Annotated in this window: 23 protein-coding genes, 5 pseudogenes and 1 riboswitch; of the genes and pseudogenes, 15 read left to right on the top strand and 13 right to left on the bottom strand. The window is 71.6% G+C overall.

Annotated elements, in window-relative coordinates; genetic code table 11:
* Nucleotides 1-2: 2 nt before the first annotated feature.
* From ACGFH9_RS07095 to ACGFH9_RS07080, 4 genes and pseudogenes are all read right to left on the bottom strand, one after another.
* Complete coding sequence (locus ACGFH9_RS07095; RefSeq protein WP_393216491.1) at nt 3-3,218, bottom strand: helicase HerA domain-containing protein; 3,216 nt, start codon at nt 3,216-3,218, stop codon at nt 3-5.
* On the bottom strand, nt 3,215-3,895 hold the full coding sequence (locus ACGFH9_RS07090) for a hypothetical protein (protein ID WP_393216489.1): 681 nt from the start codon (nt 3,893-3,895) through the stop codon (nt 3,215-3,217). The genes ACGFH9_RS07095 and ACGFH9_RS07090 overlap by 4 nt, the downstream gene beginning before the upstream one ends.
* 260 nt (nt 3,896-4,155) lie before the next feature.
* Nucleotides 4,156-4,753: pseudogene (locus ACGFH9_RS07085) on the bottom strand (MBL fold metallo-hydrolase).
* A gap of 76 nt (nt 4,754-4,829) precedes the next feature.
* A complete protein-coding gene (locus ACGFH9_RS07080) occupies nt 4,830-5,438 on the bottom strand; it encodes a hypothetical protein (protein ID WP_393216487.1) in 609 nt (202 codons plus the stop codon).
* 159 nt (nt 5,439-5,597) lie between these two features.
* Between ACGFH9_RS07080 and ACGFH9_RS07075 the strand changes: the two genes are divergently transcribed.
* Both ACGFH9_RS07075 and ACGFH9_RS07070 read left to right on the top strand, forming a co-directional pair.
* On the top strand, nt 5,598-6,698 hold the full coding sequence (locus ACGFH9_RS07075; RefSeq protein WP_393216485.1) for a DUF5919 domain-containing protein: 1,101 nt from the start codon (nt 5,598-5,600) through the stop codon (nt 6,696-6,698).
* Between the two features lie 74 nt (nt 6,699-6,772).
* Nucleotides 6,773-7,648 carry a pentapeptide repeat-containing protein gene (locus tag ACGFH9_RS07070; protein ID WP_393216483.1) on the top strand — a complete coding sequence of 292 codons (876 nt, stop codon included), beginning with the start codon at nt 6,773-6,775 and terminating at the stop codon, nt 7,646-7,648.
* Between the two features lie 108 nt (nt 7,649-7,756).
* Here ACGFH9_RS07070 and ACGFH9_RS07065 read toward each other — a convergent pair whose 3' ends face one another.
* Complete coding sequence (locus ACGFH9_RS07065) at nt 7,757-7,942, bottom strand: hypothetical protein (RefSeq protein ID WP_393216481.1); 186 nt, start codon at nt 7,940-7,942, stop codon at nt 7,757-7,759.
* A gap of 55 nt (nt 7,943-7,997) precedes the next feature.
* On the opposite strand from ACGFH9_RS07065, the gene ACGFH9_RS07060 reads away from it, so the two are divergent.
* The gene (locus ACGFH9_RS07060; RefSeq protein ID WP_393216479.1) at nt 7,998-8,486 is read left to right on the top strand and encodes an MFS transporter; all 489 of its coding nucleotides are present in this window, start codon (nt 7,998-8,000) and stop codon (nt 8,484-8,486) included.
* Between the two features lie 39 nt (nt 8,487-8,525).
* On the top strand, nt 8,526-8,768 hold the full coding sequence (locus ACGFH9_RS07055) for a preprotein translocase YidC (protein ID WP_355233170.1): 243 nt from the start codon (nt 8,526-8,528) through the stop codon (nt 8,766-8,768).
* On the opposite strand, the gene rnhA is transcribed toward ACGFH9_RS07055, so the two are convergent.
* Nucleotides 8,765-9,238 carry a ribonuclease HI gene (gene rnhA, locus ACGFH9_RS07050; RefSeq protein WP_393216476.1) on the bottom strand — a complete coding sequence of 158 codons (474 nt, stop codon included), beginning with the start codon at nt 9,236-9,238 and terminating at the stop codon, nt 8,765-8,767. The genes ACGFH9_RS07055 and rnhA overlap by 4 nt on opposite strands.
* 198 nt (nt 9,239-9,436) lie before the next feature.
* Complete coding sequence (locus ACGFH9_RS07045) at nt 9,437-10,690, bottom strand: lycopene cyclase family protein (RefSeq protein WP_393216474.1); 1,254 nt, start codon at nt 10,688-10,690, stop codon at nt 9,437-9,439.
* 303 nt (nt 10,691-10,993) lie between these two features.
* On the opposite strand from ACGFH9_RS07045, the gene ACGFH9_RS07040 reads away from it, so the two are divergent.
* From ACGFH9_RS07040 to ACGFH9_RS07025, 4 genes are all read left to right on the top strand, one after another.
* Complete coding sequence (locus ACGFH9_RS07040) at nt 10,994-11,479, top strand: hypothetical protein (protein ID WP_393216472.1); 486 nt, start codon at nt 10,994-10,996, stop codon at nt 11,477-11,479.
* An 89-nt stretch (nt 11,480-11,568) separates the two neighbouring features.
* Nucleotides 11,569-12,186, top strand: a complete 618-nt coding sequence (locus tag ACGFH9_RS07035) for a class F sortase (protein ID WP_393216471.1) — start codon at nt 11,569-11,571, stop codon at nt 12,184-12,186.
* 213 nt (nt 12,187-12,399) lie between these two features.
* Complete coding sequence (locus ACGFH9_RS07030) at nt 12,400-13,506, top strand: magnesium and cobalt transport protein CorA (protein ID WP_393216469.1); 1,107 nt, start codon at nt 12,400-12,402, stop codon at nt 13,504-13,506.
* A 400-nt stretch (nt 13,507-13,906) separates the two neighbouring features.
* Nucleotides 13,907-14,326 (top strand): YchJ family protein, encoded by a 420-nt coding sequence (locus tag ACGFH9_RS07025; RefSeq protein WP_393216621.1) that lies wholly within the window; start codon nt 13,907-13,909, stop codon nt 14,324-14,326.
* Nucleotides 14,327-14,462: 136 nt separating this feature from the next.
* On the opposite strand, the pseudogene ACGFH9_RS07020 reads toward ACGFH9_RS07025, so the two are convergent.
* Nucleotides 14,463-14,972: pseudogene (locus tag ACGFH9_RS07020) on the bottom strand (MFS transporter); the annotation flags it as partial.
* A 708-nt stretch (nt 14,973-15,680) separates the two neighbouring features.
* Nucleotides 15,681-16,466 (bottom strand): annotated as a pseudogene (locus ACGFH9_RS07015) (hypothetical protein); the annotation flags it as partial.
* 175 nt (nt 16,467-16,641) lie between these two features.
* On the opposite strand from ACGFH9_RS07015, the gene ACGFH9_RS07010 reads away from it, so the two are divergent.
* From ACGFH9_RS07010 to ACGFH9_RS06995, 4 genes are all read left to right on the top strand, one after another.
* Entirely contained in the window at nt 16,642-17,772 is a 1,131-nt protein-coding gene (locus ACGFH9_RS07010; protein ID WP_393216467.1) for a peptidoglycan-binding protein, read from the top strand.
* Between the two features lie 120 nt (nt 17,773-17,892).
* A complete protein-coding gene (locus ACGFH9_RS07005) occupies nt 17,893-18,306 on the top strand; it encodes a VOC family protein (protein WP_393216465.1) in 414 nt (137 codons plus the stop codon).
* A 61-nt stretch (nt 18,307-18,367) separates the two neighbouring features.
* Nucleotides 18,368-19,942 carry an FMN-binding glutamate synthase family protein gene (locus ACGFH9_RS07000; RefSeq protein WP_393216463.1) on the top strand — a complete coding sequence of 525 codons (1,575 nt, stop codon included), beginning with the start codon at nt 18,368-18,370 and terminating at the stop codon, nt 19,940-19,942.
* Between the two features lie 106 nt (nt 19,943-20,048).
* Nucleotides 20,049-20,519, top strand: a complete 471-nt coding sequence (locus tag ACGFH9_RS06995) for a GNAT family N-acetyltransferase (protein WP_393216461.1) — start codon at nt 20,049-20,051, stop codon at nt 20,517-20,519.
* A gap of 78 nt (nt 20,520-20,597) precedes the next feature.
* Here ACGFH9_RS06995 and ACGFH9_RS06990 read toward each other — a convergent pair.
* Nucleotides 20,598-21,080, bottom strand: a pseudogene (locus ACGFH9_RS06990) (helix-turn-helix transcriptional regulator); the annotation flags it as partial.
* A 265-nt stretch (nt 21,081-21,345) separates the two neighbouring features.
* A pseudogene (locus ACGFH9_RS06985) lies at nt 21,346-21,450 on the bottom strand (HTH domain-containing protein); the annotation flags it as partial.
* A 121-nt stretch (nt 21,451-21,571) separates the two neighbouring features.
* Here ACGFH9_RS06985 and ACGFH9_RS06980 point away from each other — a divergent pair.
* The 3 genes from ACGFH9_RS06980 (at nt 21,572) to ACGFH9_RS06970 (ending at nt 23,722) form a co-directional block, all read left to right on the top strand.
* A complete protein-coding gene (locus ACGFH9_RS06980; protein ID WP_393216459.1) occupies nt 21,572-22,009 on the top strand; it encodes a VOC family protein in 438 nt (145 codons plus the stop codon).
* Nucleotides 22,010-22,066: 57 nt separating this feature from the next.
* Nucleotides 22,067-23,254, top strand: coding sequence for a DNA polymerase IV (gene dinB, locus ACGFH9_RS06975; protein WP_393216457.1), 1,188 nt, complete (start codon nt 22,067-22,069; stop codon nt 23,252-23,254).
* Between the two features lie 120 nt (nt 23,255-23,374).
* Nucleotides 23,375-23,722: a hypothetical protein gene (locus ACGFH9_RS06970; protein WP_393216455.1), complete on the top strand. Its 348-nt coding sequence runs from the start codon at nt 23,375-23,377 to the stop codon at nt 23,720-23,722.
* A 74-nt stretch (nt 23,723-23,796) separates the two neighbouring features.
* Here ACGFH9_RS06970 and ACGFH9_RS06965 read toward each other — a convergent pair whose 3' ends face one another.
* Together ACGFH9_RS06965 and htpG are read right to left on the bottom strand one after the other, a co-directional pair.
* On the bottom strand, nt 23,797-24,474 hold the full coding sequence (locus tag ACGFH9_RS06965; protein ID WP_393216453.1) for a transglycosylase family protein: 678 nt from the start codon (nt 24,472-24,474) through the stop codon (nt 23,797-23,799).
* Nucleotides 24,474-24,644, bottom strand: a riboswitch (cyclic di-AMP (ydaO/yuaA leader). It overlaps the preceding gene by 1 nt.
* 222 nt (nt 24,645-24,866) lie before the next feature.
* A complete protein-coding gene (htpG, locus tag ACGFH9_RS06960; RefSeq protein WP_393216451.1) occupies nt 24,867-26,783 on the bottom strand; it encodes a molecular chaperone HtpG in 1,917 nt (638 codons plus the stop codon).
* Between the last annotated feature and the right edge of the window lie 55 nt (nt 26,784-26,838).

Below are 26,838 nucleotides of genomic sequence, written 5' to 3'. Positions count from 1 at the left end.
TGTCAACTCCGGGCGCGGACCAATACCTCTTCCACGGTCAGCGCGCTCGTCGGGTGGTGGCTGAGGCACATCGGTGTTGCCAACTTCTGAAAGCCGAGGCCCTCACCCACGGCGTAGAACTGCCCGGCGGTCAGTCGGGAGATGTCCAGGACCGCGCTCGCCTTGGCCTGCGCCACCTCCTTCGCCGCCGCGATTTGGATCGGACTGTTGAGAAAGCCGAAAAACTGGGTCGCGGCGTTGCCGACGATCCGGTTGTGGATGCCTTTGGGTGCCTGCGTCGCGAAGATCAGGCCGAGGCCGTACTTGCGGGCCTGACTGGCCAGGGCGAGGGTGCTCTCGGTGCAGGCCGTCAGCGAACCCGACGGCGCGAGCGTCTGCGCCTCGTCCATCACGAAGAGGCCTCCGAGCGGGCGATCGCCGGCGGGATGTTGTTTGATCCACGCGAACAGCGCCATCTGCAACTGGTTCACAAAGCCCTGCCGCTGTTCGTTGCTGGGCAGTCCGACAAGACTGATCACCGAGATCCGCGCTCGTTTACCTGTCGACGGAGTCAGCAGGATGCCCGGATCGAGGGGCACGCCGGCACCGCCGAACAGCGGATCAAGGATCATCGCGGCCTTGAGGGTCTCGGCCATATCGTGGGCCAACTCACCGGCCCGGGTCAGCGTGGTGGCGTTGTCGGGCAGCTCCGCGAGCAACGCGACGAAGTCACGAAGACCCATCCCTCCACTGTGTGCGAAGTACGCCAGCGCCTCGCGCAGTACCGCCCGGCCGCGATCCATCTTCGCGGTCTTGCCGCCCATCCGTGCCCGCGGTGCGAGCCCGGCCACCGCCGTGTCCAGGGCGAGAGCGAGCTCGTCGGGCTCGTCGAGCACGGCGGCGAAGTCGGGTAGCGGCTGAAGACTGAGCGGACGACCGGCCTCCCGGCGGGGAGTCCACACCACCACGTCCGTGCCCTCCAGGTAAGCCGCTGCCCTCTCGGCGTCGCCTGGTTGCCACGATGGCGGGGCCTCCGGCCACGGATCACCGAGCCGCGCCAGGTCGTTGTTCGGATCGAGGACGATCGTGGAGACCCCCTGTAGGGCACACTCCTCGATCAGCCGCCGAATCAGGACGGTCTTGCCCGATCCCGAGCCGGCGAAAATGGCGGTGTGCTTGCGCAACGACTCCATCGGCACCCGAACCGCCGCGCCGGTCTCGACCGCCGTCCCAAGGAGGAGGCCCTCGCCACCGGCCGTCGGTGACCGCCGAACGGCGTCAACATCCCCGGGTGACGTCCTGCCCGGCTGGCCACGCTCGCCGGGATCCGCGGGGACCGGCTCCGGCAGGCGCGGTCCCCCGGTCGGGCCGTCGGGACCTGCGGGGCCGTGAGGCTGCGGATCCGCAGAGCCAGACGGCGTGCCGAAGACCGTCCGGAACAGCGTGGTGCTGCCCGCCGGCCGGTGCAGCCGCAGCCAGTCGCCGAGAGCAGTGGCGTTCTCGTCGAGCAGTGCCGCGAGAGCCGCGAAGGTACGCAGGTCCTCGGTGGACACCCTGGTGATTAACCCGCCTGCGTCTTCGAACTCCTGCAACAGACGTTTGGTCACCGGCCCGGTGGGCCAGCGGGTGTTGCGCAACAGCACTGCGCGCCGCTTGTCGACGGCGGGATCCAGGCCGACGAGCAGGCGAAGCCGCTCGATTCGCGCCTGCACGGCGCGGTGGTGCGTGTGCGACAGCGCCCGGAACGACCAGTGCGCCTCGTCCTCGGTCGACTCGTCGAGGCTCTCCCTGAGCCACGCGTGCATCGACGGGTTGCCGTCCTCGCCGAGCACGACCTTGTATCGCCCGTTCCGGTCGCCCTGTTCGATCGTCCACGCCCGCAGTCCGGCCCCGAGCAGCCGAGGCATCTCGACGTCTTCGCTGACGGGGTCCATCGCGCGGTCGACGCCGATCGATTCGCGCAGCACGACGAATCGTCGCTGCACCGACTCGACATCCTGCGACGGAGCCGTCGGTCCGTCTTCGGCAGGTGACGCGGGTGGTTGGTCCAACTCGCGAAGTGGCTCGACGTGGTCCGTCGTCAGACAGACCCGGAGGTGCTCGTCCACCCGCTCGAGCAGCGAACGCGGGGTGTAGTCGGGGGCGGCGGAGAACGCCGACGGCAGTACCGGCCAGGTCGGGTACGGCGCCACGAACCCCACCGCCTCGAACAGAGGGCCGAAGCGCGCGGCAACCAGCTCCGCGCCGACGTCCGGGGACGGCAGTCGACTCAGCCGCGTCTCCCGACGAAAACGGTCGCGTACGGAGTCGACCGTGTGGTTGCTGATCAGTTGCCAGGAGGTGGGCAGGCAGGCGACCACGGTCACGGTGCGCCGCAGCGCTTCCCGCAACTGCATCAGTCCGCGCCCGAGATCCTCGGCAACAGCGACCGACTCGGTCGGCATGGCTTCCGGCTGGCCGTGATGGACAGCGGAGGTGCGGGCCTGAGCGATGACGGTGTCGATCTGATCGACCGCGAGCATGCTGGCACCGGTGCTGGCCAGCAGCCGCGATATCTCCTCCGCGATCTCCTGTGCCGTCTTCGCCCGGCTCGGCAGACTCCACCGGGCATGGTCGCCCGGGTCCTCATCGGGGATCGACGTCAGGAACGCCTCGCCGAGATCCTGGATCGCGTCGTCAGTAGCGGCCAGCAACACCAGGGCCCGGACCGTGTGCCGGCACTCGCGCCCCAGGCCGGGGTCCGCCCGTCGCAGCGCGGTCACGAAGGCGTCGAGCGCCTCCGTGGTCAACTGTTGTCGCCCACGAATCTGGTCGCGCAGCTTCCGGCCCACGGCGGCGCGCTCACACAGCCGGTCGAGAAGCACCTCCAGCTGCGTGTGCCGGTACGAGCCCGAACGTCGCAGACCACGCAGAAGGGTCTGCACGACGTTCGGCCAGAAGGCCCTGCCGTCGGAGATCCCGAGGAGGAAGAAGTAGCCGCCGCCGCGTTGCACCTGCTCACGTGCCCACCGCAGAAGGTGGGTTTTGCCAGCGCCGTGCTGCCCCTCCAGAATCAACCCGAGCGGGCTCCGCCCGGTGCTGGTAGACGCCTCCCCGTACGCCCGCAGGAGGGCCGCTCCGGCCTCACCGTTGAGAGCGTCGATGTGGATGTCCAGCGGGGACCAGACGTCCTCCTGGGTTGGCGCCCAGTCCAGCCGCCGCAGCTCCAGCAGGGCTAGCCGCTGGGTCTCGTCGATCATGACTGGTCGATGGTGATGAGGTGTTTGTCTTCACCACCGATGACGACCGCCGCATCCCGGGCTGCCTGCGTCAACGCCTTCCGGTTGGGATCCGGCTCAAGGTGGATCTCCCGCCGTCGGTCCATCGCCCGGAGCACACGATCGAGGTCGTCGCGGGCAAGGTCCTCCAGGCTCCCCCGCAGGCGCGCCAGGCTGACCAGGTCGCCGGGCGCGTCGGCCAGCCGGAGGTACACGTTCCGCACCCGGGCCTCGATCCCGTCCGGTTCGCCCGCCGCCCTCTCTTCTTCCGCCGGGGCGGGCTGCCCGTCGATGTCAAGGGTGGCAGGCGGACCAATGTACAGGTCGGCCAGCTGCAGATTGTGGGCCGTGAGCAGGCGGTTCAGGTGCATCAGAGTTCCGTAGTGCAACAGCCAGGCAGACGACACCCGCTCGGGCGGGGCCGCACTCAGCTCGCGTCGCGCGCGTTCCCAGCCTTTCTCGGTCAACTCGTGAATGATCGTTCCGCGCATCCCCTTACGCCAGACGATGAACCCGGCATCTTGGAGCTCCTGCCGGACGTTCTTCTCAATCCGCACGCGGAACTGCTCGTACAACTCCGGATTTGACGCCTCCGAGACGTGGGTCATCAGCGCCACGAGCGCCTGCCGAGCTGACGTACCGAGGGGTTTGTTCGACATGAGGCAGTTCTCCGGGTGTGCGAGGGGGCACGGACGACGGCATGCCTCAGGGACCGGTCGTGAGTGGGAAGCCACGCCGCCGAGAAGAGCATCATTGCGGCACGAATGAATGAGCGCGAGCCCACAAGGGCACCTGACAGGTGTGAAGCGCTGTCGTATTCCGGACTTTCGATCAAGGCTGAAAGACATTGATTCCGTTGCCTCGTCCGGAATGGATCAGCCTTCAACGGCGTACCGCAGTGGCCCGGCGGCGCGGTCGTTCAGGCGGTGTCGACCGGAGCGAGGTGGCGGTAGCCGGGGATGGTCTCGGCGAACCAGCCGACGACGCTCGCCAGACCACGGTCGTTGAGTTGCGCGTCGTGGATGGGGTACGCGGCGGCGCCTACCGCGCGGGCGAAGCGGATCGCCTCGTCGAGGCGTAGCCACGATCCCTGGGCGGGGACGAGCAGGGTGTGCACCGGCTCGTCCGGCACGTGCACCGAGTCGCCCGGGTGGTACAGCCCGTCGCCGATGAGGTAGCCGAGGTTGGGGCAGTCGGGCTGCCCCTCGTGGATGACGGCGTGCCGGCCCCCGTGGGCGCTGACCGGGATGCCGGCGGCGGTGAAGCGCTGTCCCGCGCGTACCCGGGTCACCGGCAGCGGCGCGAGGTCGGGCAGCCGGGCGCTCTCGGGGGCGTACACCGGCACGCCGAGCCCGGCCAGCCGCAGCACGTCCACGTGGTCGGTGTGCTCGTGGGTGACCAGGACGGCGTCCGCGCCGACCAGCGCGCGCGGTTCGCTCCAGGTGCCGGTCGACGACGAGCACTACGCCCTCGTGCTCGATGCGGACGCACGAGTGCGTGAACCGGGTGATCCGCAGCCGGTGACGGTACGCCGCCACCGGGTCCGCAGGCCGACCCGCTGACAAGCGGCCGGGCGTCGGGAAGGAGTGGACGTCAGGTCCGGCGTCCCCTCGACATCCGGACGATGTAGAGGAACTGGGCCACGAATGCCGCGAGCGCGACCGCCACCCCGGCGACGACCATCAGCCAGTGCCAGTCCCCGACCATGCCGAGCACCAGAGCGACGCCCGACCCGACCAGCGCCGCGTTGACCGCGCCCACGAGCGCGGCCGTGGTGAGCAGCAACTCCCAGCGCCCCGACCGAATGCCGACCAGCATCCGGGCCGCCTCCGCGTTGTCCTCGGACGCCACCGCGTCGGCGAAGAAGTCGTGCTCGCTGGCGAGACGGTGGTGGTAGTAGGCGCGGATGCGCTGGATCCGCCTCATGTCCACCGAGTTCTCCACGGTGGTCTCGACCAGCCGCAGGAAGGTCAGTATCCCGATGATCACCAGGATCGGCAGCACCGCGCCCAGGTAGGGCCGGACCACCTGCTCGTTGCCGGCCGCGAAGCCGAGACCGATCAGGGCCGCTGACAGCACGGACAGGAAGATGGTGGCGCGGCCGGTGGCCTCCTCGATCGTGCCGGACCGGGACGTCTGCAGGGCGTGGTGCTCGGTGTTGAGAACGTTCAACAGCGCCTTCTCGCGTTCCGCGTCGTCCACACCGTCACCTTCCGCGCTCGCCCGACTCCGATACCGTCACCCTAAGAGCGGTACGGCGGGTCCAGCCGACGAAACTGCCGGTCCCGAACGGGACGGCGAGCGGCAAAGCCGGCACGTATCCTCCGCATCTCGGTGGGCCGTGACGGAAAAGGGGGCCGGATGCCCGAGTGGGCAGGTCGGGGCGAGGGTGGCGGCCGACAGCGACGTGCCTTCGTCGTCGGCGGGACGCTGCTCGGCATCGCGTTCGTGATGCTGCTCGCCGCCTGGCGCAGCAGCGGCTTCCTCAGCGACCTGCTGCTCAACATCGGCTCCAGCGTGGTCCTCGCCGCCATCTCGTACGTCATCTTCGACCCGCTGTTCGAGGAGGCGCGCCGGGCGCGGGTGCAGGAGCACCTGAGCTTCGACCAGCACGCGTTCGTGACCCGGCTGCACCGCTGCGCCCGCCGGGTGCGCATCCTCGACACCTGGACGATCCTGTTGGAGGACACGCACCGCGAGGAGACGCTGCGAGCGGTGCGCAGGGCCCTCGCCAACGGCGCGCAGGTGCAGTTGCTCCTGCTCGACCCGGACTGCACGGCAGCCCAGCAACGCTCGGAGGAGTTGGAACGGCAGCGGGTGGACGTGCCACGCCAGATCCGCACCAACCTGCGCCACCTGACGCTGTTCCAGGAGACCCTGGACGCCCGGCTACGGCACCGGCTGCAGGTCCGTCTGTACGACGCGTCCCCGTCCATCCAGCTCTACCAGTGGGACTCTCGGGCGCTGATCTCGTTCTTCCCGATCGGGAAGCTGTCGTTCAACGTGCCCCAGCTCGAGGTCGACATGGACAGCCCGTGGGGCGGGTTCGTGCACGCCCGTTTCGAGGAGCTGTGGGAGCACGAGCAGGCGACCGTCAACCTCGAACGGTACTGGTCGGTCACCGTGACGCTGCGCCATGACGACTCCGACGTGGTCACCATGCAGGTGCCCTACGTCAGCGTGGACGGGCAGCACTACGTCGACTGCGGCGGGTTCCAGGTGAACGGTCCGCTGACCGTGCGGGCCGTGCTGCCACCGCGCGCCCCGGGTGGCGCTCCGGCGGTGTTCGCGCTGGCGGAACCCGTCGAGGAGGACCCCACCCCGGCCGCCACCGTGCGCCGACACTTCGATCAGAAGTACGGCGAGGGGCAGCGGGAGATCCACCGGCTGGTGCCGCCGCCGGGCGCTCCGCGTACCCCCGATCCTCGCTCCGCGGCGGCCAGCGACGCGCACGGACGGTGACCCCCGCCCGGGCGGTGGCGACCACCCCCCGGGACAATGGGGTCGCCGCCCCGACCGCCAGGAGGACCGTTTCCGTGTCGACGCACCCCGCCCAGCCGTCGGGGTCGACGCGCCTCGCCGCCGACTGCGCGCGCTGCTTCGGGTTGTGCTGCGTGGTACCGGCCTTCGCCGCGTCGGCCGACTTCGCCATCGACAAGCCGGCCGGGCAGGCGTGCCCGAACCTGCGCCCGGACCACGGCTGCGGCATCCACACCACCCTGCGGGAGCGCGGGTTCGCCGGCTGCGCCGTCTTCGACTGCTTCGGCGCCGGGCAGCAGGTCGCGCAGGTCACCTTCGGTGGACAGGACTGGCGCGACGCCCCGGAGACCCTGCCGGCGATGGCCGAGGCGTTCCGGGTGCTGCGCCCGCTGCACGAACTGCTCTGGTATCTGACCGAGGCGGTGTCGCTGCGCCCGTCAGCCGAACTACGCGCCGAACTCGAGCGCGCCCGCGCCGAGATCGCCGGGCTGACCGCGGCCGATCCGACGCGCCTGCGAGCCGTGGACGTCGACGCGCACCGGGCCCGGGTCAACCCGCTGCTGTCGCGCGCCAGTGATGCGGCGCGCGCTCCCGGGGGCGTCGACCGCCGGGGTGCCCACCTGCTCGGGGTCGACCTGCGTCGGACGGACCTGCGCCGGGCCAACCTGCGCGGCGCGCTGCTGATCGGCGCCGACCTGCGCGGCGTGGATCTCGCTCTGGCCGACGTCACCGGCGCGGACCTGCGTGGGGCCGACCTGCGCGGCGCGGACCTACGGACCACGCTGTTCCTGCACCAGGCGCAACTCGACGCCGCGCGCGGTGACGCCCGCACGGACCTCCCGGGGACGCTGACCCGGCCGGCGCACTGGACGGCGCTCGCGCTCACACCGGTGCGCGCCGCCGCTCCGAGCCGCCGTGGGCGGCGTCGCTGACGACGGTACGGGTGCGCTGCCGGTCAGCTCCTCAGGTATGCATAGGTCGTGGTCGTCAAACTGCCCCGTCGAGCGGTCCTGCTCGTCGCGTCGATGACCGTGGCGCACCTACCGGTCGCCATGCGTCAGCTCCTCGTCGTGCTGCTCGGCCACGAGAACACGGGCAGCTTCGCCGCGGCCGGTGCGGCAAGCGCCGGCTGCGGGATCGGGCTGGCGCTCACCGCACCCTTCGTCGGCCGACTGCTGGGCCGGCTCGGCCACCGACCGGTGCTGCTCGGTACCGGCGTCATCCACCTGCTCGCCCTGGTCGGGCTGGCGGTGACCACCGCGCCGGTGGCGTTCGTGGCAGGTGGGCAGCCTGGCCGGTGGCCTGCTGCTGGCCCGCCGAGGTCGACCCGGCACTCCCGGGGGCGCCTACCTGACACTGGTCGGCACGTTGGCCGTCACCTCGCTGGCGCTGGCGCTGCCTCGGACCGTGCCGCAGATGGCCGCCGCGCTGGCGGTCTTCGGGCTCGCGCTCGCGCCGTTTCTGGCCGTCACCGACGAACTCCTGGCCCGGTCCACCCCGACGCCGCAGCTCGCCGAGGCGTACGGCTGGTTGCAGACAGCCGGACAGGTCGGTCTCGCCGTCGGCTCGGCCACCGCCGGAGCGATCACCGATCACGTCGGCAGCACCCCCGGCTTCCTGGCGGCGTCCGCGGCGCTGGTGCTCGCCACGGCCGTCGCGTTCACCCGCCGGCGGAGCCTGCGCCTGCCGAACGCCGCGCCGCAGGTCGCCCGGGTCGCCCAACCGGCGGCAGCCGCTCCGCGAGGTTTCGCGGGCGACGACGCCGGGTAGCCACTGCCGACGCGGACCGGCATCGACGGGAGGCACGGCGTGGGCTACCGAAAACGCGACGGTGAGCTGCCGGGCGACCCGCAGCACAGCGAGGACGAGAACGGCCAGGTGCCGTTGGTGCAGGTCGAGACGGACACCGAGGTCCCTGCCCCGGCCGATACGGACGAGCGGCCGGACATCGTGACGGAGGGCGACAACTCGGGTGTCGCCGGTGGCTCGTCCGGCAGCAGCGGCGGCGGGTCGAGCATGCCGGGGCACCCCGACGCGACCCGCCGAGGCTAGCGGGTCGCCGGCGCGGCGCGTGCCTCGGTCATGCCCTTGTTGGCCAGACCGTCCGCGCGCTCGTTCTCCGGGTGACCGTTGTGCCCCTTGACCCACAGCCAGGTGACCTCGTGACGCTCGCAGGCCGCCTCCAACCGCTGCCACAGGTCGGCGTTCTTCACCGGCTGCTTCGCGGCGGTCCGCCAGCCGTTGCGTTTCCACGACGCCAACCAACTCGTGATGCCGTTGCGCACGTAGGTGCTGTCGGTGTGCAGCTCGACGGTGACCGGCCGGTTCAGGCTCTCCAACGCCTGGATGGCCGCCATCAGCTCCATCCGGTTGTTGGTCGTCGGCGTGGCCTCGCCGCCGCACAGTTCCCGCTCGTGGTCGCCGTAACGCAGCAGCGCGCCCCAGCCGCCCGGCCCGGGGTTGCCACTGCACGCCCCGTCGGTCCAGATCTGCACGCCCCTGCCGGCCGCCACGTCCACCATGGCAGGCAACCTACCGGGTGGCGACCGTACGCCGGCCGCTCGGGGGCCGGCGCGCCCGCCGAAAATCGTGCGCGCGATCGTGGCCCGGTCTGTCAGAGTCGACCGTCGTGGACGGGAACTGGGACGGCCTGCGAGCCGATGGAGGACCTACGGGTGTTGATCCGCGACGCGGTGACGGCCCGGCGCTGACCGGGCCGGTCAGGTCTCCGAGTCGGCGAGTGGCCGGGGTTGACCACCCACCACGGCCGCCGGAATGGCCGGCGCAGGCCGCGCGGGCCGCAGGCGGTCGCGGACGCGGTGCGCGGCGTCGCCGGCCGTGGCGGCCATCATCGGCAGCAGTCGGGTCGAGTTCATGATCGCGATCTCCTCCGCCGGGGTGGTACGGCCGTCGAGGAAGCGTAGGACCCGCTCGGGTGGGTTGCGGTCGAAGAGCCGGTCGAAGAAGTCCGGCCCGCCGACGCCGCCTCGGTCGAGCGCCCGCAGCGCCACGGCGTCCATCCAGCGGTGCCGGGCCGGGTACGCGGGCGCCGGCACCGGCGGGCGACCGGCGGCCAGGGCACGGGCCACCTGGTCTGCCTGGCGGTACATGGCGGAGAAGGTGAACCCGGTCGAGGGTCGGGTCGCGCCACCGGCCGTGCCGAGGCGTACGACGCGCGGGGAGGGCCGGGCCGGGAACGGCGCGTCGGTCATCGGGATCACCCCGTTCTCGACCTCGCGGACGCGCAGCCCGCTCGGGTCGAGCCCGAGCAGGTCGCGGTAGGCGGCCAGCGCCGTGTCGTACCCGGCGTCGGTGAGCAGGTCGGGCGAGAACTCGGTGTACTCGACGAGGGCGTACCTGTCGTGGACCGGCAGCACGTACCCGAAGGAGACGCCCCGGGCCGGCTGTGGGGTGCGGAAGTCCATGAGCACCGCCCGCCGCCTGTCGAACACCGGCCGGTCGGCCTCCAGCCACCAGCCCCGGAAGTGCTGCAACCAGGTCGTCCGTCCGGCGCGCGCCGGTGGGCGGGGGCGGGAGTCGAGCACCCAGCCGGCCCGCACGACCGACCCGTCACCGCAGCGGACGACCACCCGGTCACCGTCGTCGGTGACCGTCTCGGCCGGGGCGACGATCCTGGTGGCGTCCAGCCGACGCTCGGCCTCGGCAGCCCGGTCGTAGACCGGGCCGGAGCGCAGCATGGCGTACCGCAGCGGGGTGAGGTCCAGGACGCGGCGCCGGGCGGGCGTGACCACCGCGACCTGATGCCAGCTCGCGCTGAGCAGCGGGTCCAGGTCGGTGTCGGGATGGCCCCAGAACGCCCAGGTGCGGTCCTGGCCGCGCCGACGGACCGGGTCGACGACCGCGATCCGCAGGCCCCGCACACCGTGCCGGTCGAGCGCGGCGAGCAGCAGCGAGGCGGCGCCCCCGCCGCCGAGCAGCGCGAGGTCGACGTCGAGCCGGACGGAGTCGGTCACCCGCACCACGCTGCCACACCATCGGGCCGACTCCCCCTTTGCCCAGCGATCTTGCAGTTCCTGTCGCGGTATACCGGGCATGGCACGCATATCGGCGACCGAAAGTGCAAGATCGGCGCAATCTCGTCGGGCTGCACCAGGACCCGCCTTCGGGTGGACACGTGACGGCAACGAAGATTTCTCATTTTCACCTGATCGGGGTCCCAACCCACCTAGTGTTGGGCACACCGGTGCTAGTCACGGAGTTGGCCACCCGAACGACGTCCCACGCAGTCAGCGGACGAAAAGTGAGGGAAGACGCGTATGAAGGTCTCAACAGCACTCTGCTCGACGGCACTCGGCGTGGGTCTCGGCACGCTTCTGCTGCCGGGCGCCGCACTGGCCGACACCGTCGTGTCACCGGCCACCACCCCGGTCGGAGGAACCGTCGTACTCACCGCGACGACCTGCAACCCGAAGTCCGGTGACGTCATCTTCCGGGTCACCGGACCCAACCGCGACGAGAACGTCCGATCCACCACGGCCGCCGCGGGCGGCGGGCTCAGCGCCGAACTGTTCACCGCCGGGTTCACCCTCGGCACCTACACGGTGGCCGCGACCTGCGGCGACGGCAGCTCGGCGGGTAGCGCCACCTTCACCGTCACCCCGATCGGCGGCGCGCCCGCCGGCTCCGGTGGCAACGACCGCGACAGCGGCGCGCTCGCCGCCGGCGGCACGCTGCTCGGCACCGCCGCCGCGGGCGCGGTGCTGCTGCTGCGCCGACGCCGTCCAGCATCCATCGTCGCCTGACCGGCGACCCGCTCCATCCCTGCGGAAGGGTGCCCGTGCCGGCGACACCGGCACGGGCACCCCGACCATCGGCGTACGGAGGTGAACACGTGTGGTGGCGGCGGCGCACTCTGGCGGCGGCGGTGGTCGCCCTGCTCGGCGTGTCCGGACTGGGGCTGATCACGGTCGGCCTCACCGACGGACCAGCACGCCCGCCACGCCCGCCGGCCGTCGCGCCGACACACTCCCGGCCCGCGCCGGACCTGGCGCCGCTGCCCCGCGCCGCGCCCGTCCGGGTCCAGATTCCCACCATCGGTGTACGCGCCGACATCGTCGCCGTCGGCGTGGATGCCGCCGGAGTGCTGGAAGTCCCCCCGCTGGACAAACCGACCCTCGCCGGCTGGTACCGGCACGGGGTCAGCCCCGGCGAGACCGGCAACGCCGTCCTGGTGGGACACGTCGACTCCCCGGCCGGGCCGGCTGTCTTCTTCGACCTCGGTCGCCTGCGCGCCGGCCAGGAGCTCCAGGTGACCCGTTCCGACGCGCGGGTCACCACGTTCACCGTGGACGGTGTCCAGGCGTACCCCAAGGACCGCTTCCCCAGCGGCCTGGTCTACGGCCCGGCGGACGTCGCCGGGCTGCGCCTGATCACCTGCGGCGGCCGGTTCGACGACGCGACCGGCAACTACGTGGACAACATCGTCGTCTTCGCCACCCGCACCGCCTGAGGGGCTGGGTCCGGGGCGGTCGGCGCCCGGTCGTCCGCTTCGGCTGTCCACCATGCCGATGTGCTGGTGAGCGGTATACCTCAGAGGAATGAATATGACTCTGAGGTATACCGATCACGACCACATCCGCCCCCACGAAGGTGGCCGAGCGTTCCGGTGGCACCATGCCCTGCGAGCACCGTGGCCGCGTCGGTGCACGGGAGGGGGCGCGTCGTGGATCAGCGAGCGGTACGGGACCGGGCCGGTCGGGGCGTACGCGCCCTGGCCCGTCGACTGCTCGGCCGTCCCGACGGGGACACTCCCACACCCCGCCGGTCCAACCCGGATGCTGTGGTCGACTGCGCCGTCTACGTCAACGGTCGACGGGAGCCGGGCCGACCGCACTACGACGACGCGTACGCCCGCGCCCGGCGGAGCCGCGACGCGTTCGTGTGGCTGGGACTGCACGAGCCGGGGCCGGCCGTGCTCGCCGCCGTGGGCCGCACCTTCGGGTTGGACGAGCTGACCGTCGAGCAGGCGCTCGCCGACGGGCACCGGCCCACCGTGCAGCGACACGGGCCGGTCACCCTGCTGGTGCTGCGCACCGCCGGGTACGTCGAGCACGCCGAGCTGACCGACACCTCCGAGGTGATCGACACGGGTGACGTGATGGTGCTGCTCGGTGACCGGTTCGCCGTCACCGTGCGGCACGGTGCCGCCGGAGCATTGCGCGACGTCCGCGCCGACATCGAGCGGCGGCCCGCGCTGCTGGCCGCCGGGCCCTGGGCGGTGGCGTACGCGGTCTGCGCCCGCATGGTCGACACGTACCTGGAGGTGGCCGGGCATGTGGAGCGCGACCTGGAGCGCGTCGAGGAGGCGGTCTTCGCCCGGGACCGATCGGCCGACATCCAGCACATCTACCAGCTCAAGCGCGAGGTGGTGGAGTTCAAGCGAGCGGTGCTCCCCCTCCAGACGCCCCTGCGCACGCTGCTCGACCCGACCGGTGACGGACCGCCGCGCGCCCTGCACCGCTGGTTCGTGCACGTGGACGGTCGACTGGGTCGGGCCGTGGACAAGGTGGCCGCGTACGACGACCTGCTCACCTCGATCGTCCAGTCCCGTCTGGCGCAGCTCGGCGTCGACCAGAACAACGACATGCGCAAGATCGCCGCGTGGGCCGCCATCGCCGCGACCCAGACCGGCATCGCCGGCGTCTACGGCATGAACTTCGACCACATGCCCGAACTGGCCTGGCGCTACGGGTACGCGGGCGCACTGGCCCTGATGGCGGTGGCCGCGCTCGCCCTCTACCGGCTGTTCCGCCGCTCCAACTGGCTCTGAACGGCCAAGACGACCGTAACTGTCCGCCGACCACCGCTCGGCGGGCCGACGAGCAGGGAACGACGTCCTGCGTCCCTCCTTCGATGCGGACCAGGTCGCCGAGGACGTCGCGGCGATGCAGCGGGCGCTGGTCGGCCAGGGCGCCACCGTGCTGACCTTCACGATGCCGGACCCGGCGCCGGTGATGCCGCTGGCCAGGCCGCTACGGGGCCGGATGCTGGCGCTCAACGCGGCGCTGCGCGCGGCCACCGCGCGGACCGGGGCCACACTGCTCGACCTGGGTGCGCACCCGGTCTCGTCGGATTCACCGGGTCGCCAAACGGCCGGTGCCCCTGCCGGTGGCGCTGGAAAGGTGACGGCCGGCCGCCGAGACCGCCCTGCGGTGCGGCAGGATGACGGCGTGGGCAAGGGTTCGGCACGCCGGCGGGCGAACGCGACGACGGGACGTACCTGCCCGTGCGGCTCCGGCCGGGCGTACGACGACTGCTGCTCCCCCATCCACGACGGCAGCACCCAGGCGTCGACCGCCGAGGCGCTGATGCGCTCCCGGTTCAGCGCCTTCGCCCTCGGCGACACCGCGTACCTGCTGGACAGTTGGCACTCCTCGACCCGGCCAGAGCGGCTGGAGCTGGACCGGGGTCAACGCTGGACCCGGCTGGAGATCGTCGACACCGAACGCGGGGGCCTGCTCGACGCCACCGGGACCGTGACGTTCCACGCCCACTACCGCGACGCCGGTCGGCCGGGCACGCTGACCGAGCGCAGCCGGTTCCTCCGCGAGGACGGCCGCTGGGTCTACGTCGACGGCGAGCAGTCGTAACGGCGGCGCCGCCGGCAGGACACGCCCATGCCGCGCCTCAGCCCGGGCCGCGCGTGCCGGCGGCGGCGACGCCGCTGCTCACGGTCGCGGCGCGCCGGCGGCGACCCAGCAGCACGAACCCGGCCGAATGCCGGACGAGCGCGCCCCCGGCCAGCGCCACGGCGACCAGCAGGACGGCGGACCGTACGGGTGGTCGCGTCCGGACCTGCGTCACGCCGGCCCGCAGCGTGTCCCACCAGGTCATGTCGCCGTCGTCGTCGGGTCCTGCCGAATCGGGCAGGTGGTCGCCGGGCGGCGGGCGGTGCTCGGGGAACCGGGTCGCGACGAGCGCGGCGAGCAGGCCGGCGAGCACGCTGCCGGCGCCGACCGCCGGGGAGCCGCCGGAGTCGAACACCGGACCGGGCAGCACCCCGGTGACCACCACGCCCAGCACACCCGCCGTCCGCGCTCGGCCGAGCACCCGGGCGTACCTGTCGACGACGTCGAGCCGGGCCAGCTCGGTCCAGACCAGCGCCTCCAGCGCGCCGGAGACCAACGCCCCACCGGCGCCCCAGAGCAGGAACCCGACCGCGAAGGCCGGATACGACGGGAGCAGCGCCCAGAGCGCATACCCGGCGGCGGTCACCAGCAGGGCGAGGCACAGCACCCGTAGCGGGTCGCCGAGAGTCGGCGCACCGCCGGGTCGGGCACGCGCGAGGCGAGGTGGGTCATGAGGCCTTCCCGTGGACGTGGAGACGGACACCGGACGTGCGGTGCCCGTGGCGGCCCACGGGTCGGGCCTACGGCGCTGGATCAATGTCGCCAGGTCATGTCGGCGATGGTAGACCGGCCGCGTCGACGCCGGCCAGCGCTTTCGGTGCAACGGGAGCGGGGGCGTGATCCAGGTGGATCACGCCCCCGCTCGTTCCGCAGCGATTCAGCGCCGGTCGGGGTCCGCCGGCGGGATGACCGTCGTGGTCTCGCTGTCGTCGCTGGTGCGCTGAGCGGGAACCCCGCCGGTGCCACCGCCGATCACCTGGGTCGTGCCGGCGTCCCGGTGGGGACCCACCACCTGCGTCGTGTCGTCAGTGGCCTCCCGGGTCGGAGCGGCGTCGACGGACGTCTCCCGGACGACGAACTGGGTGGTGTCGTCGGTCGACGACCGCACCACCTGCGTGGCGTCCGGGTCGGACGGCCGGGTCACGACCTGGGTGGCCTCCGGGTCGGACGGGCGGGTGACCACCTGCGTCACCTCGGGGTCGGACGGACGGGTCGTCACCTGCGTGGCGTCCGCCTCGGACGGCCAGGTCGACAGCTGCGTGGCATCCGCGTCGGAGGGGAGGGTCGTGACCGGCGTGCTGTCCGCGTCGGCGCGGGCGGCGGTCGAGCGGGCCGCCTCGGTCTCGGCCTTGGCGCGGGCCGCTTCGGTCTCGGCACGGGCGGCTTCGGCTTCGGCGTCGGCGCGGGCGGCCCGGTAGGCGCGGGTGTGCGTGGCGATGAGCTGCGACTCCTGCTCGGCGCGGGTCAGCCACGACTCCCAGCGGTTCTGCATCGGCCGGATGAGACCACCGCCGACCCCGACGACGAGGATGCCGCCGATCGTGGCCAGCACGGCGATCAGCACCGGCGTGGTGACGGCGGTGGCCACGCCGATCTGGTTCAGCGCGGCGATGACGCCCAGGCCGAGGATGAACACCGAGGCGGTACCGGCCAGCACCCGGCCGTAGGACAGGCCGCCGAGCGCGCCACCGATGATGTCCTTGACGGCGTTGGCGATGGCGGCGGCGACCACGACGATGACGATCGCGACGAAGGCGCGGGGCAACCACGCGACGACTGCGGTGATGAGGTCGGAGATCGGGTTGGGCCCCCAGATGCCGAAGGCGAGCTGGAGGGTGAGCAGCAGTACCGCGTAGTAGACGAGCTTCGCGACGATGTCGCTGGCGTCGTACCGGGAGCGGTTGAGGGCCCGGCGGATGCCGCCGCGCTCGACGGCGCGGTCGAAGCCCACCCGTTCGAGGACCTTCGCCACGATCTTCAGCACGGCCTTGGCGATCAGCCATCCGGCCACCAGGATCGCCAGGAAGGCGACGGCCTTGGGCAGGAAGAGCATCACCGAGCGAAGGGCGTCGCCCACCGCATCGCTGACGTTGTCACTCATATGGTCATTCCTTAGGGGCAGCGCGGACAGTCCGCCCCGACCTACCCCCATCAGCGCCCGAGGAAACTCCGAGCGGCCCTAGCGCGGCGGCGACTTTTGGCAATAATCTCCGTGATACGTGCGGCCACTGGAGCTACTTTTCATCCCCCGCCGTCGGCCGCAGGAGGAGATGTCAATGCACGTCGACCATTCCGAAGTGGACCGCCGGACGCTGCTGCGCGCCGGTCTCGGCGCGGCCACGGTCGCCGTCGTCGGAAGCGAACTCGCCTTCGCCGGCGCGGCGCAGGCCGCCCCCGGCACGGACCTGGACTGGATCATCAGTTGCGACGAGTGGGGCGCCCGCCCACCGGCGGACCCGCTGTCGGTCAGCGCCATCGCCACCAACAAGATCATCGTGCACCACATGGCGTTCCCGAACGTCACCGACTACTCCCGCGACCAGGCGGTCAAGCTGGCCCACGACTGCCAGGACCTGCACATGGACGGCAACGGCTGGTCCGACACCGGCCAGCACTTCACGGTGAGCCGGGGCGGCTACGTGCTGGAGGGCCGCAGGGGCAGCCTGGAACGCCTCGAAGCCGGCGACCGCCAGATGATCGCGGCGCACTGTCCGGGCGAGAACGGCCGGGCCATCGGCATCGAGAACGAGGGCACCTACGTCACCGAGACCCCGCCGCGGGCGCTGACCGACTCCCTGGTCGACCTCTGCGTCGCGATCTGCCGGCAGTACGGCCTGCACGCGTACGACATCTTCGGCCACTGGGACTTCCGCACCACCGAGTGCCCGGGCGCGGCCTTCTACCGGCAGTTCCCGGAGCTGCGGCGGCGGGTGCACACCGCCCTGGGCACCACGCTCGGTGATGTGCCGGCGCGCCGCTGGCCGGACCTGTGGCGGTTCGTCAACTCGCCGTCGGTCCGGGTGGTGCAGCACCTGCTCGCCTTCCGGGGCTACGCGGTGACGGTCAGCGGGACGTTCGACGCCGCGACCGTGGCCGCCGTGCAGGACTGGCAGGCCCGCAACAGCATCGCGGTCGACGTGGACGCCACGCTCACCACGCCCACCTGGGAGACCCTGGCGCCGGAGTTGGACCAGCACGCCGCCGGCGCGCCGGTCACGGCCGTCCAGGAAATCCTCGCCACCAAGGGGTACGCGGTCACCGCCACCGGGCTGTACGACCACGCCACCCGCAGGGCCGTGCAGGACGTGCAGGCGCTGCACGGGCTGCCCCGCGACGGCAAGCTCAGCACGAGCACCTGGTGTGTGATCGTCGGCGGCATGGTCCGCCAGTCGTTCAAGCGCCACTGACCTTCGGTCGGAGGCGGCCAGGATTGTTCCGCGCCGCCTCCGACGCGGCACCAGCGCGCCTCGTTGTCCACCCCCTCACGGCCTGCCACGATGATGCCGACCAGGGCGAAGGAGGGTGCTGTGCAGTCACGACTCAACCCGTACCTCAACTTCCCAGGCACGGCCCGGGAAGCGATGGAGTTCTACCATCGCGTGTTCGGCGGAAAGCTGACGATGATGACGTTCGGCGAGTTCGGCGCTGCCGAGCCTGATCTGGCCGACCAGATCATGCATGCGATGATCGAGAGCACGAGCGGCTTCGTCCTGATGGCCTCGGACACCGCGCCCGGCATGGACCACGTTCCCGGCACCAACATCGCGATCAGCCTGAGCGGTGACGACGCGGCCGAGCTGCGCGGGTACTGGGAGCAACTGTCCGTTACGGGTTCGGTGACGACGCCTCTGGAGAAGCAGATGTGGGGCGACGAGTACGGCATGTGTGTCGACGCGTACGGGATCGCCTGGCTCGTCAACATCACCCAGCCGGCGGCCTGAGCAGCGCGATGTCGCCGGCTGGCCGGTTTGGCAGGTGGCCCCGGCGGAAAGGTTGCCCGGCATGACTTGGGCCCGTCGAGCCGTACCTGCCGTCGCCGCCGCCGTCGCGGCTCTCGCCGCGCGCGACCTGATCCAGCGCGACCACGCGCTGCTGCGCAACTTCCCGGTGCTCGGCCGGGCGCGGTACCTGCTGGAGGCGATCGGGCCGGAGCTGCGGCAGTACATCGTGGCCGGCAACAACGAGGAACGCCCGTTCACCCGGGACCAGCGCCGCTGGGTCTACGCCTCGGCCAAGCAGGAGAACAACTACTTCGGCTTCGGTACGGACAACGACATCGAGTACACGCCCGGCTACCCGATCATCAAGCACCGGACGTTCGGCCGGGCCGTGCCACCGTCGTCCCCGACGGCCGGGCACGACGTACGGCTGCCGTGCGCGAAGGTGCTCGGCGCGGCCCGGGGACGGGCGCGCGCCTTCCGGCCGGAGTCGGTGGTCAACATCTCCGGGATGAGCTTCGGCTCGCTCTCGGGCAACGCCATCAGTGCGTTGAACAAGGGCGCGGCCCTCGCCGGGTGCCTTCAGAACACCGGCGAGGGCGGCCTGTCGCCGTACCACCGCAACGGCGGTGAGCTGGTCTTCCAGCTCGGGACGGCGTACTTCGGCTGCCGCGACGAACACGGCCGGTTCAGCCTCGACCGGCTGAAGGAGCTGGTCGCCGAGGCCCCCGTGCGCGCGTTGGAGATCAAGCTGAGCCAGGGCGCGAAGCCGAGCCTCGGTGGACTGCTGCCCGGGGCGAAGGTCTCCGCCGAGATCGCCGCCACCCGTGGCATCCCGGCCGGGCAGGACTGCGTGAGCCCGTCGCGGCACGCCGAGTTCTCCGACTGCGACAGTCTGCTGGACTGGGTGGAGTTGCTGGCCGCCGAGACCGGCCTGCCGGTCGGCATCAAGTCGGCGGTCGGCGACCTGAGCTTCTGGCAGGAGCTGGCCGGCCTGATGCGGGACACGGGTCGGGGCGTCGACTTCGTGACTGTCGACGGCGGCGAGGGGGGCACCGGCGCCGCGCCACTGATCTTCACTGACTCGGTGTCACTACCGTTCCAGCAGGGCTTCTCCCGGGTCTACAAGGTCTTCGCCGAGCACGACCTGCACGAACAGGTGGTGTTCGTCGGCAGCGGCAAACTCGGTCTGCCGGACAATGCCATCGTCGCCTTCGCACTCGGCTGCGACATGGTCAACGTGGGCCGGGAGGCGATGCTGTCGATCGGCTGCATCCAGGCGCAGAAGTGCCACACCGACACCTGCCCCACCGGGGTGGCGACCCAGAACTCCTGGCTGGCCCGGGGCCTCGACCCGGCGCTCAAGTCCGTCCGGGCAGCCAACTACCTGGCGACGTTGCGCCGGGACCTGACCAAGGTCGCCGAGGCCTGCGGCGTCGAACACCCCAGCCTGATCGACACGGATGCCGTGGAGATCCTGGACGGCCGCACCGGCTCCAGCCCACTGCACGAGGTGTACGGGTACCGGCCGGAATGGGGGCTGCCCTCCCCCGCCGACCAGAAGGAGATCATCCGGCTGATGACCCTGGAGGCGCCCCGAGGCGGCAGCGCCCCGCCGTCGGCCACCGCCGTCGGCTGACGGCGGCGGTACCGGGCGCGGCCCTCTGGTCCGGGCGGCCATGCTTCTGACGAGCCCACCGGTAGACGCCTGGAACCGCTGCCGGCGGCGCCCGTATCGTGGCGCGATGCTGATCAGACGTGAGACCCCCGCTGACGTCGACGCCATCCGGGCGGTGCACGCCGCCGCGTTCGCCAAGGCCGGCGACGATGGGAACGGCGACCGCGTACCGGTGGAGGCCACCCTCGTCGACGCGCTGCGCGCCGACGAGGGATGGCTGCCCGCGTACTCTCTGGCGGCTGTCGATTCGGACGGCCAGGTGGTGGGGCACGTGGTGGCCACCCGGGGCCGGGTGGCGCGCCTCTTCGTGGTGCCAAGCGCCAGAGGGTTGGCGCTGGGCGGTGCCTTGCTGGACCGGGTTCGCGAGTGGGCGAGCGCGCGTGGGACCGACCTGGTGCTGGAGGTGACGTCTGACGACGCCGCGGCGGTGGCCCTCTACGAGCGCGCCGGGTGGCGGTACACCGGGAGCAGCACCGCGCCGTGGACAGCACCGGACGGCAGCGCGGTGTCGCTGCGTCACTACACGCTGTCCTTGTGACGCCGTGCCGACCATCGCCGCGAGCCGACGGGCGAGCAGGGCTGCCGCGTCGCGCAACTCCGGAGGCTCCACCACCTCCACCTCGTAACTCAGACGGGCGAGGTGCGCGGCGAGCCAGTCCAGGCGCTCCCCGCCGACGATCAGCACGCACCACCCGTCGCGGTCGTCCTCGACCCGCCCCACCTGGGGCGGCACCAGCTTCCGCACCTGGTCGACCGTCGCACGCACGCGTGCCCGGGCGAGATAGCGGTACGACGCCTCGGTCACGGCCCGCTGCACGAAGGCGACCGGGTCCGGATGCTCGCGCGCCCGAAAACGCCAGGTCGTCGCGACAGCGGTAGCCATCCGGTCCAGGCGGAACGTCCGCCAGTCGTCGCGGTCCACGTCCCAGGCCATCAGGTACCAGCGGCGACCTGTCGTGACCATCCGGACCGGCTCGACCGTCCGCTCGTGTCGCCCACCGTTGCGTGTCTCGTAGGTGAAGCGCACCCGTACGGCATCGCGGCAGGCCCGGGCCAGCGTCACCAGCACCTCGGCGTCGACTTCGGCCACCGGACCCATGAGCGTCTCCGTGGAACCCGTGCACCGCCCGTACCTCGGCGCGTAACCGTGCCGGCATGACCTGGTCGAGCTTCGTGAGGGCCCGCAGGGCCGCCTCGCGCGCGCCGGCGATCGTGCCGCCCGAGGCGAGGCGCAGCGAGACCGCCGTCGCGATCGCCTCCTCGTCGTCGAGGAGCAACGGTGGCAGGCGGGTGCCCGCACCGAGCTGGTAGCCACCACCGACGCCCGGCACCGCGTGCACGGGGTAGCCCAGCGCGCGCAGTCGCTGCACGTCACGGCGAACACAACGGTCGGTGACACCGAGTTCGGCGGTAAGGTCCCGAGCCGTCCAGGATGGCCGCTGCTGAAGCAGCGCCAGCAACCGCAACACCCGCTCGGTCGTCGCCTCGACGGTCACGCACCGATCGTTACACAGATTGCGGAACAGAACTCTCCGCTATCCACGAGAGGCTGGCCCATGACCGACCAGGATCACGAGACAGGGAGCTGACATGGCCCGCGACATACAGATCACCCTCGACTGCGCCGACCCCGCCGCGTTGGCGGCGTTCTGGGCCGAGGCACTCGGCTACCAGGTGCAGGACCCGCCCGGGAACTTCGAGTCCTGGGAGCAGGCGCTCGACGCGATGGGGGTGCCGCCGGAGCACCGCAACGACGCATCGGCGGTGGTCGACCCCGAGGGTTCGCGACCACGGCTGTTCTTCCAACGGGTCCCCGAGCCCAAGCAGGTCAAGAATCGCGTACACATCGATGTGCGGGCCGCACCCGGACTGGAGGGTGACGAGCGGATGGCGGCCCTGGAGAAGGAAGCCGAACGGCTCGCCGCGCACGGCGCCACCCAGCTCAGTCGCCACGAGCCCGCTCCGCCGCTGGGTGCCGGTCACCTCGTCATGGCCGACCCGGAGGGCAACGAGTTCTGCCTCGACTGACGCCATGTTCGCCCAGGTCACTGCCGCGACCACCGGATGCCGTGCGAACATGTGTACGTGTCGCCCGGTGCCAGCATCCTGCACGCCGACCTGGACGCCTTCTACGCGTCGGTCGAGCAGCGCGACGATCCACGCCTGCGCGGCCGGCCGGTGATCGTCGGCGGGGGCGTGGTCCTCGCGGCCAGCTACGAGGCGAAGGCGCGGGGCGTCCGCAGCGCGATGGGCGGCCAGCAGGCACGCCGGCTGTGTCCGGACGCGATCGTGGTGCCGCCTCGGATGTCGGCGTACACGGCGGCGAGCCGCGCGGTCTTCGAGGTCTTCCGGCAGACCACTCCGCTGGTCGAGGGGATCTCCATCGACGAGGCGTTCCTGGACGTGGGCGGCCTGCGGCGGTTGGCCGGGTCACCGGCCGACATCGCGGCGCGACTGCGTCAGGAGGTCCGTGAACGGGTCCACCTTCCGATCACGGTGGGTGTGGCCCGCACGAAGTTCCTGGCCAAGGTGGCCAGCGGGGTGGCGAAACCGGACGGCCTGCTGGTGGTCGCACCGGATGCCGAGGTGGCGTTCCTGCACCCCCTCCCGGTCGAACGGTTGTGGGGCGTCGGCCCGGTCACCTCCGCGAAGCTGCGGGAGCACCGGATCCGTACCGTCGGCGACGTGGCCCGGCTCGGTGAGGCCGCGCTGGTGTCGCTGCTCGGGTCCGGTGCCGGTCGGCACCTGCACTCGCTGGCACACAACCGTGACCCACGCGCGGTGCAGGTCGGTCGCCGACGCGGCTCGATGGGTGCCCAACACGCGTTGAGTCGTACTCCGCACGCCCCGGCGGAACTGGACGCCATCCTCGCCGGTCTGGTCGACCGGGTCACCCGCCGGATGCGCGCGGCCGGGCGGTCCGGTCGCACCGTGGTGCTGCGGTTGCGCTTCGGCGACTACAGCCGGGCGACCCGCTCGCACACCATCGGCAAGGCGACCGCGGACACGACGCCGCTGCTCGCCGCGGCGCGCGCGTTGCTGCGGGCGGCCCGGTCCGAGATCGACGGTCGTGGTGTCACGCTGATCGGTGTGTCGGTGGGCAACCTGGACGATAGTCCGGTCCAGCCGGAGTTGCCGTTCCACCGCGACCCGGGCGCACAGTTGGACGCCGCGGTCGACGCGGTCCGCGACCGGTTCGGCTCGACGGCGCTCACCCGTGCGGTCCTGCTCGGCCGGGAGCCGGGTGTCGAGATACCGCTGCTGCCGGATTGACCGATCTGCGTGCGGTGTCCACGCGCCCAGTTGCGACAGGAGACACATCACAGCAGGTCGGCGGTTTAGCCGGCGGCCGACGGGTGACCCTTGTGGGGTACAGCCTGACGAGGGGGGCACATGTCCGACGACACCAGCAACCGATCGAGCCGCCGCGCCGAACGCCCGCACGACGTGACCGACCCGCTGCTCTGGCAGCTCGCGGTCGACGTGCTCGAGGCCCACGAGCCCGACGACGAGGGGCACTGCCGCAATCTCCAGTGCGCCGGCCAGGCCTGGCCGTGCGCGGCCCGCACGAGCGCCGAGCAGTCGGTGCGGCTGGCCCGCAGCACCCCCGACTCGGCCGAGATGACCGTCGACGGTGACGCCGCCGGCACCGGCTGGGCGGCCGCGCCGGCACCGCGCTGGGGCTGGAACGGCGAGGCGGCGGCGCGCCGTGAGCCCAGGAAGGCCGCCTCGGCAGCGTGACGCGTACCGCGCGGAGACCAGCAGACGAACGAACGCTCGGCCGGTGACCCGGCCGAGCGTTCGTCTGTCGAGCGTCAGAGAGCGAGTCGCTGGCCCGGGAGAATCAGCCCCGGGTCGGCGCCGACCAGCTGCCGGTTGCGCTCGTACAGGGCCTGCCAACCGCCGGCCTGGCGGTGCCGCTCGGCGATCTCCGACAGGGTGTCGCCCGGCTTGACCACGTACGTGTCGCCGCTGGCCGCCGGGGCGGTCCGCTCGTGACTACGGGTCGCCGGCTGGTCGCCCCGCGACGACCGCTCCTTGCCGGCGGTGGACTTCGACGAGCCGGTGGACGACTTTGTCGAGGGCTTCGCGGTGGACGTGGTCGACTTCGTGGCGGAGCCGCCCGACGAGCCGCCCTTGCGGCCGCAGGTCGGCCACGCGCCGATGCCCTGCCCGTCGAGCACCTTCTCGGCGATCGCGATCTGCTCCCCGCGGCTGGCCAGGTCGGCGCGGGCGGCGTACTTCGTGCCGCCGTAGCCGGCCCAGGTGCCCTGGGAGAACTGCAACCCGCCGTAGTAGCCGTTGCCGGTGTTGATCTTCCAGTTGCCGCCGGACTCGCACTGGGCGACCGCGTCCCAGTTGACGCCGGCCTGGGCCGGAGCCGCCGGGCCGAAGAGGGCGACGGCGCCGGTGACCGCGCCGACGGCCAGGGTGCCGACGGCGACGCGGCGGGTGGTGACCCGTCGATGACGGGGGGTGTACGCAGACGTCATGGTTCGTTCCTCCACGCCGGCGAGGTGAGCTGTCGGGTTCGGGCCGAGGAGCCCGGCCGCACGGTGGCGGCTTCACCCCGAGGTGACATGCACCGAGGAACGTTGGGTCCCCCGCTCCTGCCCGGGTTCTGTTTCCGACGACCGGGGGCAGGATTTGGCGTTGCCGGTCGCGGCGTCCACGGTGGTGGACCCGACCGACGGTAGGCACGGTCGGTGACGGTCGCCCACCGCTTGTGAAGTTGTTCACCGGCCCACGCGGGGCGTCCCGGCCAGCGGTTGCGGACGACGTCCACCTGTGCACCGACCATGATGGACCGTTTCCGATCAGGTCCGACGTCCACCTGCCAACCGGCCGACGGACCCCCGGATCGGGGTCCGCCGGCCGGGGGTGATCAGAGGGTGCGCGCCAGCCGGTCCGCGAGCGTACGGGTGAAGCGGGCCGGATCGGCCAGCTCACCGCCCTCGGCGAGGACCGCCAGGCCGTACAGCAGCTCGGCGGTCTCGGTCAGCGCCTCCGAGGAGTCGCCCTGCTCGTGGGCCTTGCGCAGCCCGGTGACCAGCGGGTGACCAGGATTGATCTCCAGGATCCGCTTGGTCGTGGGGACCTCGTGCCCCATCGCCCGGTACATCTTCTCCAGCGTCGGCGTGAGGTCGTGCGCGTCGCCCACCACACAGGCCGGTGAGGTGGTCAGCCGCGACGACAGCCGGACCTCCCGGACACTGTCGGCGAGGGTCGTGCCGAGCCACTGCACCAGCGCGCCGAACTCCTGCCGCTGCTGCTCGCGCTCGGCCTCGGCCTGCTGCTTCTCCTCGTCGGTGTCCAGGTCGACCTGGCCCTTGGCGATCGAGCGCAGCGGCCGGCCGTCGTACTCGCCGACCCGCTCGACCCACACCTCGTCGACCGGGTCGGTGAGCAGCAGCACCTCGTGACCCTTGGCCCGGAACGCCTCCAGGTGCGGGGAGTTCTCGATGGTGGCCCGGGAGTCGCCGGTGGCGTACCAGATGTCGGTCTGGCCGTCCTTCATCCGCGAGACGTAGCCGGCCAGGTCGGTGGGCTCCGCCGCGTCGTGGGTGGAGGCGACCGACAGGATCTCCAGCAGGGTGTCGCGGTTGTCGGTGTCGTCGAGCAACCCCTCCTTGACCACCGCGCCGAACTCGGTCCAGAAGGTGCGGTAGCGCTCGGGGTGGTTGGCCTTCAGGTCCTTGACCGTGGCGAGCACCTTACGGACCAGGCGGCGGCGGACGATCTGGATCTGCCGGTCCTGCTGGAGGATCTCGCGGGAGATGTTCAGCGACAGGTCGTGCGCGTCGACGACGCCCTTGACGAAGCGCAGGTATGTCGGGACCAGCGCCTCGCAGTCGTCCATGATGAACACGCGCTTGACGTAGAGCTGGACGCCGCGGCGGCCCTGCGGGGAGAACATGTCGAGTGGGGCGTGGCTGGGCAGGAACAGCAGCGCCTCGTACTCGAAGGTGCCCTCGCCCTTCATGTGCACGACCTCGAGCGGGTCCGCCCAGTCGTGGCTGACGTGCTTGTAGAACTCGTTGTACTCGGCGGCGTCGACCTCGTCGCGGGGGCGCGCCCAGAGCGCCTTCATCGAGTTGAGGGTCTGCACCTCGCTGGTGGCCGCCTCGCCCTCGGCGCCCGCACGTTCGACGGTCATCCGGATCGGCCAGGCGATGAAGTCGGAGTAGCGCTTGACGATCTCGCGGACCGTCCACTCGGCGGTGTAATCGTGCAGGTTGTCCTCGGTGTCGGCCGGCTTGAGGTGCAGGGTCACCGAGGTGCCCTGCGGCGCGTCGTCGACGGCCTCGACGGAGTAGGTGCCCTCGCCGGCGGACTCCCAGCGGGTGCCGCCGGTCTCGCCTGCCTTGCGGGTCAGCAGGGTGACCCGGTCGGCGACCATGAACGCGGCGTAGAAGCCGACGCCGAACTGCCCGATCAGCTCCTGCGAGGCGCGGGCGTCGGCGGACTCGCGCAGCTGGCGAAGCAGCTCGGCGGTGCCGGACTTGGCGATGGTGCCGATCAGCCGGACCACCTCGTCGCGGTTCATCCCGACGCCGTTGTCCCGCACGGTCAGCGTGCGGGCGTCCCGGTCGACCTCGATGGCGACGTGGAGGTCGTCGGTGTCGGCGACGAGATCCTTGTCGACGAGCGTCGCCAGCCGCAGCTTGTCCAGGGCGTCGGACGCGTTCGAGATGAGTTCCCGCAGGAAGACGTCCTTGTTCGAGTAGATCGAGTGGACGACCAGCTGCAGGAGCTGACGCGCCTCGGCCTGGAACTCCAACGTCTCGGCCTGGTTGCTCACACCGTCTCCCCTTCTCGGCTCGTGCGGAGGTTCGCGCAAAGGATACGAGCCGCCA

It is taken from the genome of Micromonospora sp. NPDC049102, from assembly GCF_043197485.1.
GTDB lineage: Bacteria > Actinomycetota > Actinomycetes > Mycobacteriales > Micromonosporaceae > Micromonospora.
Note: the sequence above shows the minus strand (reverse complement) of the source record. Positions and strands in the feature narration are given on the sequence as shown.